The sequence below is a fragment of the Brevibacillus sp. HD3.3A genome, from assembly GCF_013284375.2.
Taxonomy (GTDB): Bacteria; Bacillota; Bacilli; order Brevibacillales; family Brevibacillaceae; genus Brevibacillus; species Brevibacillus parabrevis.
In genome coordinates, this window is the sequence record NZ_CP085874.1 from 367,171 (window position 1) to 383,178 (window position 16,008).

At 54.2% G+C, this 16,008-nt stretch carries 16 protein-coding genes; 14 read left to right on the forward strand and 2 right to left on the reverse strand.

Annotation, left to right across the window (positions count from 1 at the left end; genetic code table 11):
- Nucleotides 1-54: 54 nt before the first annotated feature.
- The 12 genes from HP435_RS02105 to HP435_RS02160 all read left to right on the forward strand — a co-directional run bounded on the left by HP435_RS02105 (nucleotide 55) and on the right by HP435_RS02160 (nucleotide 11,387).
- A complete protein-coding gene (locus HP435_RS02105) occupies nucleotides 55-1,050 on the forward strand; it encodes an ABC transporter substrate-binding protein (RefSeq protein ID WP_173599709.1) in 996 nt (331 codons plus the stop codon).
- Complete coding sequence (locus HP435_RS02110) at nucleotides 1,025-1,807, forward strand: ABC transporter permease (protein ID WP_122962191.1); 783 nt, start codon at nucleotides 1,025-1,027, stop codon at nucleotides 1,805-1,807. The genes HP435_RS02105 and HP435_RS02110 overlap by 26 nt, the downstream gene beginning before the upstream one ends.
- Nucleotides 1,783-2,550 carry an ABC transporter ATP-binding protein gene (locus HP435_RS02115; RefSeq protein WP_122962192.1) on the forward strand — a complete coding sequence of 256 codons (768 nt, stop codon included), beginning with the start codon at nucleotides 1,783-1,785 and terminating at the stop codon, nucleotides 2,548-2,550. Before HP435_RS02110 ends, HP435_RS02115 begins: the two co-directional genes overlap by 25 nt.
- On the forward strand, nucleotides 2,495-3,211 hold the full coding sequence (locus HP435_RS02120) for a class I SAM-dependent methyltransferase (protein ID WP_122962193.1): 717 nt from the start codon (nucleotides 2,495-2,497) through the stop codon (nucleotides 3,209-3,211). The genes HP435_RS02115 and HP435_RS02120 overlap by 56 nt, the downstream gene beginning before the upstream one ends.
- A complete protein-coding gene (locus HP435_RS02125) occupies nucleotides 3,211-4,629 on the forward strand; it encodes an MFS transporter (RefSeq protein ID WP_229049793.1) in 1,419 nt (472 codons plus the stop codon). The genes HP435_RS02120 and HP435_RS02125 overlap by 1 nt, the downstream gene beginning before the upstream one ends.
- Nucleotides 4,630-4,715: 86 nt before the next feature.
- Nucleotides 4,716-5,804, forward strand: coding sequence for a saccharopine dehydrogenase family protein (locus tag HP435_RS02130; protein WP_173599710.1), 1,089 nt, complete (start codon nucleotides 4,716-4,718; stop codon nucleotides 5,802-5,804).
- A gap of 255 nt (nucleotides 5,805-6,059) precedes the next feature.
- Nucleotides 6,060-6,695, forward strand: coding sequence for a nitroreductase family protein (locus HP435_RS02135; RefSeq protein ID WP_122962195.1), 636 nt, complete (start codon nucleotides 6,060-6,062; stop codon nucleotides 6,693-6,695).
- A gap of 42 nt (nucleotides 6,696-6,737) precedes the next feature.
- Nucleotides 6,738-7,688, forward strand: coding sequence for a ring-cleaving dioxygenase (locus HP435_RS02140; RefSeq protein ID WP_122962196.1), 951 nt, complete (start codon nucleotides 6,738-6,740; stop codon nucleotides 7,686-7,688).
- Complete coding sequence (locus HP435_RS02145) at nucleotides 7,685-8,296, forward strand: alpha/beta hydrolase (protein WP_122962197.1); 612 nt, start codon at nucleotides 7,685-7,687, stop codon at nucleotides 8,294-8,296. The genes HP435_RS02140 and HP435_RS02145 overlap by 4 nt, the downstream gene beginning before the upstream one ends.
- 212 nt (nucleotides 8,297-8,508) lie before the next feature.
- Entirely contained in the window at nucleotides 8,509-9,189 is a 681-nt protein-coding gene (locus HP435_RS02150; protein ID WP_173599711.1) for a response regulator transcription factor, read from the forward strand.
- Complete coding sequence (locus HP435_RS02155) at nucleotides 9,186-10,580, forward strand: sensor histidine kinase (RefSeq protein ID WP_173599712.1); 1,395 nt, start codon at nucleotides 9,186-9,188, stop codon at nucleotides 10,578-10,580. The genes HP435_RS02150 and HP435_RS02155 overlap by 4 nt, the downstream gene beginning before the upstream one ends.
- 120 nt (nucleotides 10,581-10,700) lie before the next feature.
- A complete protein-coding gene (locus HP435_RS02160; protein WP_173599713.1) occupies nucleotides 10,701-11,387 on the forward strand; it encodes a sulfite exporter TauE/SafE family protein in 687 nt (228 codons plus the stop codon).
- Nucleotides 11,388-11,408: 21 nt separating this feature from the next.
- On the opposite strand, the gene HP435_RS02165 is transcribed toward HP435_RS02160, so the two are convergent.
- Nucleotides 11,409-11,855, reverse strand: a complete 447-nt coding sequence (locus tag HP435_RS02165; RefSeq protein ID WP_173599714.1) for a FixH family protein — start codon at nucleotides 11,853-11,855, stop codon at nucleotides 11,409-11,411.
- Between the two features lie 138 nt (nucleotides 11,856-11,993).
- On the opposite strand from HP435_RS02165, the gene HP435_RS02170 reads away from it, so the two are divergent.
- A complete protein-coding gene (locus HP435_RS02170; RefSeq protein WP_173599715.1) occupies nucleotides 11,994-14,180 on the forward strand; it encodes a heavy metal translocating P-type ATPase in 2,187 nt (728 codons plus the stop codon).
- Between the two features lie 12 nt (nucleotides 14,181-14,192).
- On the opposite strand, the gene HP435_RS02175 is transcribed toward HP435_RS02170, so the two are convergent.
- Nucleotides 14,193-14,558: an ArsR/SmtB family transcription factor gene (locus HP435_RS02175; RefSeq protein WP_122962203.1), complete on the reverse strand. Its 366-nt coding sequence runs from the start codon at nucleotides 14,556-14,558 to the stop codon at nucleotides 14,193-14,195.
- 220 nt (nucleotides 14,559-14,778) lie between these two features.
- Between HP435_RS02175 and HP435_RS02180 the strand changes: the two genes are divergently transcribed.
- Nucleotides 14,779-15,984 carry an FAD/NAD(P)-binding oxidoreductase gene (locus tag HP435_RS02180; protein WP_173599720.1) on the forward strand — a complete coding sequence of 402 codons (1,206 nt, stop codon included), beginning with the start codon at nucleotides 14,779-14,781 and terminating at the stop codon, nucleotides 15,982-15,984.
- The last annotated feature ends 24 nt before the right edge of the window (nucleotides 15,985-16,008 follow it).

Here is a 16,008-nt window from a genome sequence, read left to right on the forward strand (position 1 = left end):
GAATAATTCTTAATGAAGAGATGCCAAAAGTCAACGAGGAGTTGGAGAATTGCTATGAAATCCATTTACCGCCACGCTACCCGCATGTTTGCAAGCAGTCTGGCTGCGCTGATTCTTTTGACTGGTTGCGCCACAACGAACACGGCAACTAACATAGCCGAGCAGCCGGGGCCTGCTGCCAGCCCTGCCGCGATCACGCTGCTTACGCCCAAGGCACCGTCTCTGATTCCTGCCGTCTATATGGAAAAGACAGAGGCAGACGGTACGTTCCAAATAGCCAAATGGGATTCCATAGAGCAACTGCTGGCTGGCATACAGGGCAATGAAGCGCCATTGTACGCTGCTCCGATCAATGTCGGGGCCAATCTGTACGCAAAGGGAATGCCGATCCAGCTGCTTCACGTCAACACGTACGGCTCGATGTATTTGATTTCACTTGACCCAAACGTGCGCGAGCTTTCGCAATTGAGCAACGAGACGGTCTATATCCCGGGGCAAAGCGGGCCGCCCGATATTTTGACGCAACATCTGCTTGCCAAAAAAGGACTGCAAGGCAAAGTGAACCTGGCCTACGGCGTAATTCCGGACATCATGCAGCAACTGGCGGCGGGCACAATCAAGCACGCTGTGTTGCCTGAGCCTGTACTGAGTGGCTTGCGGATGAAAACAAAAGGGAAAGTGAGCGAAGTCGTCGATTTTCAAAAAGAGTGGCAGGCTGAGTTCGGACAAGACTTGCCGCAAACGGCCGTTTTCGTCAATCGCGACTGGGCCAAAACGCATGCAGCGGATATCGCCCGCTTCGAACAGTCGTATCAGGAGGCTGTCCGGCAGGTCAACCAGCAAGCGGGCGAGACATTGAAAATCGCGGCAGAAGAGTTTGGCATGCCAGAGGCGGTGCTGGCTTCTGCTCTGCCCAAAATTACGCTGCTTTATAAGGACGCGCAGACAGCCAAACCGGAAGTGGAGCGTTACCTGGGCGTTCTGTTGCAAATCGCTCCCGATTCGATTGGAGGATCAGTGCCAGATGCCGATTTTTACTACGGCTCGTAACAATTGGCCGAGCGGCCTTACGTACTTGCTGTTGCTTTTGACTTGGGAGGGGCTGTCCCGCGTGTATCCTCCTGTCATTTTGCCGGGGCCGTGGGAGAGCTTGCAGACGTTGATTGGCTTATACGAAAAAGGCCGCCTGATGGAGCCGCTGCTCTACTCGTTTCTCAGGCTCGCAGCGGGCTTCGGTATCGCTTTTTTGCTTGGAACCGGGCTTGGCGTCTTCGCAGGCGCACAAGAGCTGGTGTTCAAGCTGGTTAGCCCGGCCGTTTCCGTGTTGCAGGCAGTTCCCCCCGTTTCCTGGATGCTGCTTGCCATTCTCTGGCTCGGGGTGAATGGCGGGGCGCAAATTTTCGTCGTGGCACTCGCCCTGTTTCCGCTCTTCTTTTTCAATTCCTTGCAGGGCGTGCGGCAATTGCCCAAGGAGCTGCTAGAGATGGCGCGCGTCTTTTCGGTCAATCGCCGCAAGCAGCTCGTGGATATTATTTTGCCAGCGCTCGCTCCGTTCTGGTCGGCTGCGCTTACCGTCAGCGTCGGCATGGGCTGGAAAACGATCGTCATGGCGGAGCTGATCAGCGGACAGACGGGGATCGGAGCTTCGATGAACACAGCGCGCATTTACTTGAAAACGGAAGAAGTGATGGCCTGGACATTGCTCGTTGCCTTGTTGGGGATGGCTTTGGAAGTGCTCGTGCGCAAAATCACCCGGCCGCGCGAAAGGAGGGGGAGCGCCGCATGCGATTTACAGGAATCTCGTTGAAATATGGAGCTGGTCGGCTGCTTTTCGATAACTTTTCGCTGGAGGCAGCCAAAGGTCAAGTGACGTGCCTGATGGGAACATCGGGGATTGGCAAAACGACTCTGCTGAAAATGGCTGCCGGGCTGATCCGGCCTGCGCAGGGAGTCATTTCGCGCGATGAAGGGGAACGGCTGGGCTACGTTTTTCAGGAACCGCGCCTTCTGCCTGAGAAGACGGTGCTAGAAAACGTCCTGTGGGTGTTGGAGCAACGGCAAGAGCAAGAACAAGAGCGGGTGCTTGCCATGCTGGATGCTGCTGATTTGAGTGCGGTGCTGCATGCATACCCTGACCAGTTGAGCGGCGGGATGCGGCAGCGTGTGTCGGTCGTTCGCGCTTTTGCCGCGCGGCCTGGACTGTTGTTTATGGATGAGCCTTTTCAAAGTCTGGACGCTGCTACACGAGCTGGCATGCACCAGTTGTTCAGGAAGCTGTGGGAAAGCGAGCAGCCGACCGTTTTGCTCGTGACACACGATCTGGACGAAGCGCTCGCTCTCGGAACGCGCATTGTTGTGCTGGGATGTAGGCCAATGAACATTTTGGCTGATGTAACGGCAGCTTCGGTGGAGCAACATGGCGGCACGTACTTCTCGCAAGCAGATCAACGGAGGCTTTGGCAATTGACGACAGGAAAAGACGGGAGAGAGACAGATGACAGAAAAACAGCGGCCTTTAAGCTGGCACCATCCGGAAGTAGCGAAATATGAGCAGACAATCGCGCTGAAAATTCCCGGGTACGCCTACTTGTACGAAATGACGGAGCGCCTGCTGGGAGCAAAGCTGCCGCAAACCGGAGAGCAGGAGCACATCCTTGTTGTAGGCGCTGGCGGCGGTCAGGAAATCGTGACACTGGGAGCAAAACATGAGCATTGGACGTTTACAGGTGTTGATCCATCCGCACAAATGCTCGAACGCGCCCGGCACAGAACGGCTGGCGCGGACTTGGCTGCGCGTACGGTTTTGCACGAAGGAACGGTCGACGTGCTGCCGGAACAGACAGTCTACGATGCGGCGACATGTCTGCTCGTGCTTCATTTTGTCAAAGGTCTTGCCGCAAAAAGAGAGCTGTTGCAGCAGATTGCGGCACGGCTGAAGCCAGGTGCCCCGTTTTGTCTCGCAGCCATTGCTGGCGATCCGCAGTCGCAGGCGTTTGCCATGCAAATGCAAGCCTGGCGCACGCATATGACCGACAACGGCATTTCTCTTGCCGAGTGGGAGCGTTTTGCGGCCTCCATGGGCCAAGAATCTGATCCGATCCCAGCCTGCCAAGTGCAAGAGCTGATGGAAGAGGCTGGGTTCGAGCACAGCTCGCGCTACTTCGGTTCTTATCTGATCAATGCCTGGTTCGCGGTCAAAAGTAGCAGGTGATGATGATGCAAACAGGCGTGCAGTTTCAGACGCTTATGAGTGCGAAACAGCGCTTTTGCATGATGACAGCGATCTGCCTTGGAGCTTTTTTGTCGCATTTCACGGCAGGAGTCGTCAACGTGTCGCTGCCTTCTTTTACGCAACTGTTTCAGACGGAGTTGGGAGTGGCCCAATGGATTACGACCGGATATTTGCTCGTCATCGCTTCGCTGCTTCCCGTCATGGGCAAGCTCGGTGACCGATACGGCCACCGGATGCTTCACAACTACGGCTTTTTGCTCTTTACCATCAGCTCGGTTCTCGTCGCATGTTCGACGACGATTGCCACACTGCTTGTCCTGCGGGTCGTGCAAGCCGTCGGTGCGGCGATGTTTCAGGCTACGAATATCGCTCTGATTACACTGCTGCTCCCAAAGGAAGTGCGTGGGAGAGCGCTTGGGATCATGAGCACGGCTGTAGCGCTCGGCGGGATGACTGGCCCGATTGCAGGCGGATTTATTGCTTCCGTACTCAGCTGGGAATGGCTGTTTCTCGCGCATGTTCCGGTAGCGGTTGTAGCGACTGTGCTTGCGTTTCGCTACATTCCTGTTCACTTGCCGAAAAAACAGGCGAAATCAATCGATGTTTTTGGCTCGGGCTTGTTCACGATTGCAGTCAGTTCCCTGATTTTTGCGATTTCTGGCGGAAATGAATGGGGCTGGCTATCGGCGCGGCAAATCATGCTTTACGGCCTTGCCATCGTCGTGCTCTGGCTGTTGATCTGGCGAGGACGCCATCAGGCAGAGCCGTTTTTGCCTGTCGCGGTTTTTCGGCTTCCTGCTGTCTCGACAGGGCTTTTGATCAGTTTTGCTTCGTTCGTGTTGGCCAACCTGGTTTTGGTCGTTATGCCGTTCTACCTGCTTGATTATGCGAAAATGTCTTCTCTGTCAGCTGGCTATCTGCTCACAGCGTACCCTCTGCTGCTGGCATTGACGGGGCCGCTTGGGGGCTGGGCCGCCGACCGTTATCAGGCTCAAGCCGTTGTACTGGCCGGACTGGGGAGCATGGGAGCAGGACTGGCCGCTTTGGGAGTATGGCTTGGGCACATGTCCGCGGTTGAACTGATCGCAGCGATTGCGCTGGTGGGCGCCGGGATGGGGCTGATCGCCTCGCCAAACAACAGTTACATCATGAAGCACGTTCCGCTGGAGCATGCCGGGGCAGTCGGGGGCATGATCGCGCTCACCCGAAACGCAGGACTGGTGACAGGCGCGGCACTTGGCCTGGGGATGATGAACGGACAAACAGCAGGGGCGCAACCAGATTTGGAAGCGTACAAAACCGTGTTCATCATGGGCGGCTGGCTCAGCTTATGCTGCCTGTGCATCTGGGGGTATGCGACCCGTAGCAACGACCGGAAAAAGCGAGCAAACGGATAGCGACCAGACGGATGCCAGGCTTCAATCGTTCCAGTCCACGCAGGGGGCAGGGCCGAGAAGCTTTTACAGAAGAGAGGACGAGGCGCATGAAAAAACAAAAAATCCTGGTGGTGGGCGGTTACGGACATGTAGGGGCAACGATCTGCAAGGAACTCGGGGAGCTGTATCCAGGCCAGGTGTATGCCGCCGGGCGCAGCATGGAAAAGGCCGAGGCTTTTTGCCGGGAAACAGCGGGGAAAGTGCGCCCTCTCGCGTTCGATCTTCGACAGCCGCCAGAGCAGGAGCTGCTTGCGGAAGTAAAGCTGGTGGTGATGTGTCTGGACCAGCATGATACGGCATTCGCCGAGCAGTGCCTTTTGAGCGGAACGCACTACATCGATGTGTCTGCATCCGGTGCCTTTTTGACCCGCCTGGAGCAATGGGGCAGGCGTTCCCAAGCGAAGGTTACAGGAACTGCCGTGCTCAGTATCGGACTTGCGCCGGGCTTGACGAATCTGCTCGCAGCCCATGCGCATCGTTTGCTGGAAGAAGTGACGGAGCTGGATATTTTCATCATGCTCGGTTTGGGAGATCGGCACGGCAAGGCGGCGATGGAATGGACCGTAGACCATCTGTGCACGCGCTATGATGTGACGCAAGATCATCGCCGGGTGAGCGTAGAGAGCATGACAGACGGCAAACTGGTCGATTTCGGAGCAAAACTGGGGAAAAAGAAAGCGTACCGCTTCCCTTTTTCCGATCAGCAGACACTCGCCGGAACGCTCGGTGTAGCGTCAGTCTCCACACGGCTTTGTTTTGATCAGGAGTGGGTGACGAGAGCAGTGGCTGCGTTTCGCCGCAGCGGAATTTGCCGACTGCTTAAAAGACCAACCGTGCGGAAAGCCGTCGTGGAATCGTTTTTGCGCTGGAAATGGGGAGACGATCTATTTGCCATCAAGATCGAGGCACGGGGAAAAGCGGGCAATCACGCGGCAATGGCGACGTGTCAATTGCAAGGGCGCGACCAGTCATATATGACGGCAAAAGTGGCCGCATTTGCAGCTAAAACACTCTACTCGGAAGATTTTCCGCAAGGCGTGTACCATATTGAACAGTTGTTTAAATGGGAACAAATGCGGGCATGGCTGCCAAAAGAAGCGGATTTGCAGGTTTCTGTAAGCGAATTGCCCCGATAGATGAAGCAGGGCCGGGAGAAAAACTTTCTTCTGGCCCGAAAGGTTGACAACGAGTCATGCTGGCTCTATAATTATCTTAAATTAAAGATATTTACTGCACGCGCTCATCAGCTTCTCGACCAACCAAGTTTGTTGCAGTCAGTATCCTCAAGGGCAATCGTTAAGTTGTTTTTTGTGTTAATATCTTAAATTAAAGATTTTTAAAAATGATGATAATGGCACACACCATTCGGTGATGTCGAGGAGGAAATCAAAATGAGCGAGTTTACTGCATTAGTGAAAAACCGGAGATCTGCCAATAAATTTATCCCTACTGAATCTATTACGACAGCTGAACTTGAGGAGATCATGTCGCTCGTCAAATTTGCCCCATCCGCTTTTAATCTCCAGCACGCGCACTATGTGATCGTGACCGAGCCAGAGACAAAGGAACGAGTATATGAAGCAGCACAGAGACAGTATAAGGTAAAAACTGCGTCCGCTGTCATCTTGGTGCTCGGCGATCTGGAGGCGTACAAAAATGTGGGGCCAATCCACGAGGGGCTGCTGCATTTGGGAGTCATGGATCAGCGCGAATACGATCAAACTGTATCGTCTGTCCATTCCTTCTACGAAGCTGGTGGAGATCAGTTCAAACGGGATGAAGCGATTCGCAATGCGAGCCTGTCGGCCATGCTCTTCATGCTTGCCGCCAAAGACAAGGGCTGGGACACGTGCCCGATGATCGGCTTTGATCCGGAGGCAGTCCGCGATATTTTGCGCATTCCGGATCGTTATGTGCCGACGATGATGATTACGATCGGAAAAGAAGATACAGCGAGCCAACGCGTGAGAGGGTACCGCAAGCCGGTAGGGGAGTTCGTCAGCTACAACACATTCCAGGCCGAATAATCGAGAAATAGAAGCAAAAATATATGAAGGAGGTCATCAGCTATGTCTCAACAAACAGCAGGTATTCATCATATTACAGCCTTTGTCAAAAATGCACAGGATAACGTTGATTTTTACGCAGGCATTCTCGGTCTGCGACTGGTCAAAAAAACGATCAACTTCGATGCCCCCGAAGTGTACCATCTGTACTTCGGCAACGAGGTGGGCAGTCCCGGAACGGCGATTACTTTCTTCCCGTGGGAAACGGCGCGACATGGCCGCATAGGCGGTGGACAAGTCGGCTACACTACTTTTCTCGTTCCTGTCGGCTCGCTCGATTTTTGGGAAAAGCGTCTCGACAAGTTCCAGGTGGAGTATCGCCGCGTAGAGCGCTTCCAGGAAATCTATCTGCAATTTGCCGACAAGGACGGTTTGCAACTGGAGATTGTCGAGCGCGAAGGCGGCCCCGCGAGCCAGTGGACGTTTGGAGGTATTCCCGCTGACAAGGCAATCAAAGGATTCGGTGGGGCGATTCTGTACAGCGTTGCGCCGAAGCACACGATGGAAGTGTTGGAAAAGCTGATGGGCCTGACCCGAGTCGGCGAAGAAAACGGGCTTGTCCGCTTCCAGGCACCCGGCGACCTGGGCAATATCATTGATGTCAACGCCGAGCCAATGCCGAGAGGCGCAGGCGGAGCAGGAACTGTGCACCATATCGCTTGGCGGGCCAAGGATGACCAGGATCACCGCTTGTGGCAATCGCGAGTGGCGCAGTCTGGCTTCCATCCTACCGATATTATTGATCGGCAGTATTTCCACGCCATCTATTTCCGCGAGCCAGGCGAGATTTTGTTTGAGATTGCCACTGACCCGCCAGGCTTTGAACGAGACGAGCCATTCGAGTCGCTCGGTGAAAAGCTGATGCTGCCCGAATGGTATGAACCACATCGCGCCGAGATCGAGCAGGGACTGCCGCCGATTGCCGTGCGCGTGCTTGCGGAGGACAAGGAATGAAACACATTTTTCGAAAAGGAAGCGATCTCGCAGCCCCCACTCTGTTGCTGTTGCATGGAACAGGAGGGGACGAAAACGATCTCGTGCCGCTGGCTGAGCTGATTCATCCCGGCGCTTCTATTCTCAGCGTCAGAGGCAACGTCCTGGAAAACGGCATGCCCCGGTTTTTCCGTCGCCTGGCAGAGGGTGTGTTCGATGAGGAAGATTTGGTGTTCCGCACGGAGGAGCTGCATGAATTTTTGAATCAGGCAGCGGTCAACTACCAGTTGGACAGGGAGAATATCGTCGCAGTCGGATATTCCAACGGAGCGAACATTGCCGGAAGCTTGCTGTTCCATTACGCCAATTCGTTGCGCGGGGCGGTGCTGTATCATCCGATGGTGCCAAGGCGCGGGATTCCCCTGCCTGACATGAGCGGCATCCCGGTGTTCATCGGGGCGGGAACGAACGACCCGATTTGCTCTCCCGAGGAGTCGGAGGAGCTGAAGCAGCTGTTGGCAGCGGCTGGGGCCGATGTGACTTTGCACTGGGAGTCATACGGTCACCAGTTGACCAGGATGGAAGTGGACGCTTCCGCCAACTGGTTTGCAGAGACGTTTAACCAATAAGAATCGAAGGCCATTGTTGCTTAGGCAGCGATGGCTTTTTGTTCATCTGCCGTTCATATTCCCTAACTATACTGATGAATGCAACCTTGCGTCCCTTTTTCCGCAACGGAACTGAACCGGAAAAATTGCGTAAGGGACTGCATCGCGGGAGATGCTACCCGTTATAATCAGATCATCAGCCTTGAGATAGACACGGCAAGGGGAGAAGCCTGATGAAAATGACGATCTTGGTCGCAGATGACGATGCGCACATTCGTGAACTGCTGAGATTTTATTTGGAAAAAGAAGGATACCGCGTGCTGGCTGCCGCAGATGGGAGCCAGGCATCCGTTTTGCTTGAGCAGGAAAAAGTTCAGTTGGCGATCGTCGATGTGATGATGCCGGGGAAAAACGGCTGGGAGCTGTGCAAGGAGATCCGCGAATACTACGATATTCCCGTCATCATGCTGACGGCAAAAGGCGAAGTAAGGGACAAGGAAAAAGGATTTTTGGCCGGAACGGACGACTACCTCACCAAGCCGTTCGAGCCGACGGAATTGCTGTATCGGATCAGGGCTTTGCTGCGCCGCTACCAGATGGTCAGCAAGCAGGTCATTGTCATGCATGACACCGTCATCGACCGGATGAGCCACGTTGTAAAAATCAAAGACGAAGTCATGCATCTCCCTCTCAAGGAGTTTGAACTGCTCGCCCAGCTCGCCAGTTTTCCCGACCGGACTTTTACGCGGGATCAACTGCTGGATTTGGTGTGGGGAGGAGATAACGAGAGCGACAGCCGCACGATCGATGTCCACATCAAACGGCTGCGGGAAAAATTTACGGACAAGACCGATGACTTTGTCATTTCCACTGTTCGCGGCCTCGGCTACAAGCTGGAGGTGCGCGGCGGATGAGATCCCTCTACTTTCGGGTCGTGCTCATGTTCGTCGCGATTGTCATCGTCAGCGGGACGCTTGGCTTTCTCCTTGCCAACGAATATTACCAGCGCAACATGCGCACGTACAATGAACAAAAAATTACCCGGATCGGACAGCAGATCATCGATTTGTACGAGCATAATGCCGCCAGTATGGACTTGCCTGCCTTTATGACCCATGTAGCCAATCTCAATTTTCAGCTGTATCTCGTAGACGAGAACGGACAAGTCCAAACGTTCGGAGCGCCTTTCCGCGACCAGCAGATTGAGCCGCAGATCGTGCAAAAGGTGCTTGCCGGGGAAACGTACAGAGGAATCGCCGAAGAACAACACGGATTGTTCGTTACCGGATTTTTTGAAAATACGCTGAAAAACAGCATCGGTTTGCCGCTGGAAGCAGAAGGACGGAAATACGCCTTGTTTGTGCGGCCCAGCATCGAGCAGCAGTTTGGCGAGGTCCATGTGATGTTTGCCGTGTTGCTTGTCGCCATGTTTTTGCTCAGCTTGATGTTTATTCTGATATTCACCCGCTATTTGGTTCGGCCGATCCAAAAACTGAGCCAGGCGACGAAAAAGCTGGCGGAAGGCGAGTACGAAATCCAGCTCGACATCTCGCGCCGAGACGAAATCGGGGAGCTGGCGGCCAACTTTGCGCAGATGACAGAATCGTTGAAGCAGCTCGATGACATGCGCCAAGAGTTTGTTTCCAACGTCTCGCACGAAATCCAGTCTCCGCTTGCTTCCATCCAGGGATTTTCCCAGGCGATCCGCAGCGGCGGCATGCCAGAGGCGCAAAAGGCGGAGTATTTGGCGATTATCGAGGAAGAGAGCAGGCGACTCTCCTCACTGAGCAAGCAGCTTTTGACGCTCGCTTCGCTGGACAAGGAAACGGGCTTGTACGAGCCGAGCGAATATCGGCTGGACGAGCAGTTGCGACAAGTCGTACTGCTGCTGGAACGCCAATGGCAGCAGAAAAAGCTGGAGCTAGAGCTGGAACTGCCGGACACACTCGTCACCGCAGACAAGCAGCTGTTCAATCAAGTATGGATCAATTTGCTGTCCAACAGCATCAAGTTTACTCCGCCGCATGGCACCATCTTTGTCTCGATTCAGCAATCGCCCGACATCGCCGTCATCATCCGCGATACAGGGATCGGCATTTCGGAGGAGGAGCGCCAGCACATTTTCGAGCGCTTTTACAAAGGCGACAAGTCCCGCAACCGGGAAGCGACAGGCAGCGGACTCGGTTTAGCCATCGTCCAGAAAATTGTCCAGGTTGCAAAAGGCAGCATCGAAATCGACAGCCAAACAGGAGTCGGCACGACCATCAAGGTCACTTTGCCAGCCCAGGAACGCCCCCGCAAGTAAGACAAGCCGGGGGCGTTTTCATTTGCCGCGAAGTCATAAATACTAGCCGCAGCCATTACGTTAGGAAAAGGATGCGTCATTGCATGAGCGTGAAAATAATGGAAAAAAAGGGGCTGCGGGATGAATGCTGGACTGTACGACTACTGGCTCGTCTTTGTGACAGGCTTGATCAGCGCTCCTCACTGCATCGGGATGTGCGGCGGGATCATGTCCACCATGACGCTTCAATCCAAAGCGTCGCTTGCGCAAACGATCCTGGCATACAATACGGGGCGAATTGTGACGTACATGGCCGTAGGCGCATTTATGGGCTTTGTCGGATCGTTTGTGAATGCGGCAGGAGTCGTAGTCGGATTGCAGGGAATTGCCAATATCGCCGGAGGGCTGTTGATCATTCTCTGGGTCGTCAAAAAAGTGGCGCTGCCTTTGGACAAATACAGTCCGCTCAAACTCCCCGCCGCGCAAAAGCTGTTGCAATTGCAAAAAGAGCGGCAGGGAACAGTGCCTGTGCTGGCAAGCGGACTGCTGCTGGGCTTTTTGCCCTGCGGACTGACGTATACGATGCACATGAAAGCCGCCGCTACTGGCAGCGTCCTGCAAGGGATGACGACCTTGGGCGTGTTTGGCTTGGGCACTTTGCCCGCGCTCGTGGCAATCGCGTTGTTTTCACTGGTTTTGTCGAAAGCATTTCGCTCCAAGGTGATGGTCATGGGCAACGCTCTTGCGCTCTGCATCGGGATATTGTCCGTCTTGCGGGGAATGACCATCAACGGCTGGATTCCCACCGTCAATCCGTGGCTGTGGTAGTCATTACGATGCTTTTAACTATTATGGCTCCACTTCAAAAGAATACGCTGTGCTCATGGCTGTGCCGTCCATCTCGAAAGTAATCGTAGCCAGCCATTCTCCCAGCATGGTCGGCACGATTTGCGCGACGTATTCGCCTGCTTTTTCCTGCGTCGCTTCAAAGACGATAGCGCCGTGGTCCATATTGGGCATGGTCAGGGACACGGAGACTTTTGCGTTGGCCAGCTTGGCTGCATGCTCGGCTGGCACGGTAATGCGCAGCGTGTTTTCTTTCACGTTTTTCGCCGGAGCCGGATCAAGCTCGACCTGCAACGGGATGGACAGCTCCGCAAGCATTGGCGTATCTGTTTTTTGTGCGAGAGCAGTGCTGGCGTGTTCAGCATGATCCGCAGAAGCGCAGCCAACGAGTGCAAGGAGAACGGACAACAGCAGGGACGACAGCCGAAAGAATCCGGATTTTCGCAGCATTCTCACCACTTTCCCATGAGTTACAAGCTTCCCTATCGTATTCATGACAGTTGCCATTCATACTTCATCTTCTACTGAATTGTCCTGCCGCATAGGTTGGACATGAGGGCATGTACGGAAGCTGAAGGGGAGTTTTTCATGACCATCAACCAAACGTATCAGGTCACAGGGATGACTTGTGCAGCGTGCGCCAACCGGATTGAAAAGCGGCTGCGAAAAGTTCAGGGCGTCCAGGAAGTCCACGTCAATCTGACGACCAACAAGGCTCGGGTAGCCTTTGATCCTGCGCAAACCAACGATCAGGAGATCATGACCAAGATTGAACAGCTCGGTTTTTCCGCGAGTTTGAAGCAAGCAGAGCTTCAGGAGGAAAAAAAGCTGCTGCTTCGGCGGTTTATTTTCTCGGCTATTTTGACGATCCCGCTTTTGTGGGCGATGGCGGCGCACTTTTCCGTCCTGTCATTCATCTGGGTGCCGAGCTTGTTTCTTCTGCCGCTGTTTCAGTTTGCACTGACGCTGCCGATCCAGCTGTTTATCGGGCAGTCGTTTTACATCGGGGCGTGGAACGCGTTGAAAAACCGTTCCGCCAATATGGACGTGCTGGTTGTGCTGAGCACCTCGACCGCCTTTTTGTACAGTCACTATTTGACGTTTACGACCATCGGGCAGGAGAGTCACGGTCTGACGGTTTACTACGAGTCTTGCGCCGTCATTTTTACGTTTCTGCTCCTGGGCAAATATTTGGAGGCGATGGCGAAAGACCGGACGAAAAATGCCATCGGACAGCTTCACCAGCTTCAACCGACGATGGCGCATGTCCTGCGCGGCGATGAGGTGCGGGCTGTTCCGGTAGCAGAGCTGGCAACGGGCGATATTTTCATCGTCAAGCCAGGCGAGCGGATTCCGACAGACGGAATCGTGCTGGAAGGGCACGCGAGCGTCGATCAGTCGATGTTTACCGGAGAGAGTCTGCCTGTGGAAAAATGGGGCGGCCATTCCGTAATCGGCGCCACGTTGAACCAGAGCGGCTGGCTCAAGGTAAAAGCGACAAAAGTAGGCGAGGATACCGCGCTGACGCAAGTGATTCGCACTGTGGAGGAAGCGCAGCTGTCCAAAGCCCCGATCCAGAGAGTGGCGGATGAAATCACGGACGTGTTCGTGCCGATTATCATCGCGATTGCCGTGATCACTTTTGTTGCCTGGTACTACGTCTTTACCGCGCAAGATTTGGGCGGCGCGCTGGAAAAGGCGATCGCTGTCCTGATCATCGCTTGCCCGTGCGCACTCGGTCTGGCTACGCCCATGTCGATCCTGGTGGTGTCTGGGCGGGCGGCACAGATGGGCATTTTGTTCAAGCAGGGAAAATTTTTGGAAGTGCTGCAAAAGGTCGATACGGTTGTGTTTGACAAAACGGGAACATTGACCCGAGGGACTCATCAGGTCGTCGGGATTAATACACGCGGATGGAGCGAGGCGGCGTTTTTGCGTCTGGTGGCCGGGGCGGAGTTGACCTCTGAGCATCCGTTGGCGGCAACCATCGTGGCTCATGCCAAAAAACAAGGCTTGTCCATTCCGGCAGCTACGTCCTTCGCATCCCTTCCCGGCTATGGGATCGAGGCGACTGTGGAAGGCCATACGGTTGTAGTCGGATCTTCCAAGCTGCTGACCCGAAAAAACATGGACATCGCCCCTTTGCAAAGTCAGGTGGAGCTTCACGGGGCGGAAGGAAAAATGGTGCTGCTGGTCGGCATTGACGGGCGTTTGGCTGGATACGTGGTGCTGTCGGATCAATTGAAGCGAGACGCGAAAAAAGCAGTCGCCCAACTGAGAAAAATGGGCAAGGAAATCATCATGATTACCGGAGACAATCCGCATACGGCGGCAAGCGTGGCAAGACAGGCCAGCATCGGGCAAGTGTACGCCGGGGTGCTGCCTGCGCAAAAAGCGGAGTTGATCTGGGAGCTGCAAGCAAAAGGGAAAAAAGTCGCCATGGTCGGCGACGGGATCAACGATGCGCCAGCCCTGTCCGCAGCCAGTGTCGGCATTGCCTTGGGCACCGGAGCCGACATTTCCAAAGACTCGGCAGATGTCATCATCATGCACGGAGAGGTACGCGGCGTTGTCCACGCCATCAGGCTAAGCCAAATGGCGATGAAAAATATTCGGCAAAACTTGTTTTGGGCGTTTTTTTACAATGCCATTGCCATCCCGGCGACGATGCTTGGCTTTTTGGCTCCGTGGCTTGCGGGCATCGCCATGGCGTTCAGTTCGCTGTCGGTAGTGCTGAACTCTTTGCGCATGCGCAACAGGCGCATGGAAAAATAAAAAACCGAGCCATCAGGTAGCTCGGACATTCGTTTTCTGTTCTTTTGCGTGCTCTACGCCCGCGAGGATCAAGTGGCGCACATGGTCATCGTCGAGCGAGTAAAAGACGAGCTTGCCTTCCTTGCGGTACTTGGCCAACCCCATATTGCGAAGAAGCCGCAAATGATGCGAGGTGTTGGCGATGGAACTGCCGATGATGGCTGCCACGTCGCAGACGCAAAGCTCGTCTTCCATGGACAGAATATGAATGATTTTCGCCCGGGTGTCGTCCGCCAGCGCTTTGAATATTTTCGCTACCCCTAATGATTCGCCAGCGTGCGGCTTCAAGCGACTGACCTTTTCTTCGTCGTAACATTGAATTTCACAGATGTCGTCCATCGTTATAATCACCTCTTGCCCACTACAATGTCCTACTATTATAGACATTCACATGAAAAGAGAAAAGATAGCGGCGCACTGATCAGGGGGCAGCCCCGTATTTTTGGATGAAAAAGTTTGGCAGCATCGTTTTTTGCTTGATCAAGCAACTTGGCTTGTCTCTTGCCATATGAATAGGCGAAGGGTTGTTTCTCATCCAATACAAGGAGGGGTGAGCGTGATGGAAGCAACGCAAAGGACACGTTACAAGCTAGTGATTGTAGGCGGAGGCAGTGCAGGCATATCGGTTGCGGCGCGTCTGCTGCGCCAATCACGCGCGTTAATCGGCCAGATCGCCATCATTGATCCTGCAAGCAAGCACTATTATCAGCCGTTGTGGACACTGGCAGGTGCGGGTGTCGTCAGCCGGGAGTCGACGGAGCGCGACGAAGCCTCCGTGATTCCCAAAGGAGCGGTCTGGGTACAGGATGCCGTCACCAAATTTTTGCCCCAAAACAATACCGTCATGACAGCGTCGGGAACAGCTGTGCATTATGATTTTCTGGTTGTCGCCGCTGGCATCCAGATCGATTGGGGTAAGGTAAAGGGACTGAAGGAAAGCATCGGCAAGCATGGGGTGTGCAGCAATTACTCGTATGACTACGTCGAGAGCACGTGGGAGCAAATTCGCCATTTTCAGGGAGGCAACGCGCTGTTTACCAACCCGAACACTCCTGTGAAATGCGGCGGAGCACCGCAGAAAATCATGTACCTCGCTGACGATTCCTTTCGCAAAACAAAGGTGCGCTCCCGCTCGACCGTGCGTTTTGTCTCCGGCGCAGCGGCTATTTTCGGTGTGAAAAAATACGCGGAAGCCTTGCAAAAAGTCATTGAAAGAAAACAGATTGAGACGATCTTCAAGCATAATCTCGTAGAAATCGTCGCGGATAAAAAGCAAGCCATTTTCGAGAACCTGGACACAAAAGCGCAAGTAGCCATGCCGTACGAGATGATCCATGTCGTGCCGCCGATGAGTGCGCCGGATTTTATCAAGCACAGTCCGCTCGCTGCCGCTGACGGCTGGGTCGATGTCGATCCGTTCACCCTGCAGCATGCTCGCTTCCCCAACATCTTTGGCATAGGCGATTGCACCAACTTGCCTACCTCCAAAACAGGGGCGGCGATTCGCAAGCAAGCACCAGTCGTCGTGCAAAACGTCTTGTCGCTCCTTGAAGGAAAACCGATGACCGAGCGATACGACGGCTATACATCGTGCCCGCTCGTCACTGGTTACGGCAAATTGATCCTGGCTGAATTTGATTACGAGCTGAATCCGCGCGAGACATTCCCTTTTGACCAATCCAAGGAACGGTTAAGCATGTATTGGCTGAAAAAAGAGCTGCTCCCGCGGATGTACTGGCACGGCATGCTTCCGGGAAAGTTGTAGGACCACGCGAGCGGATGGCTGCTT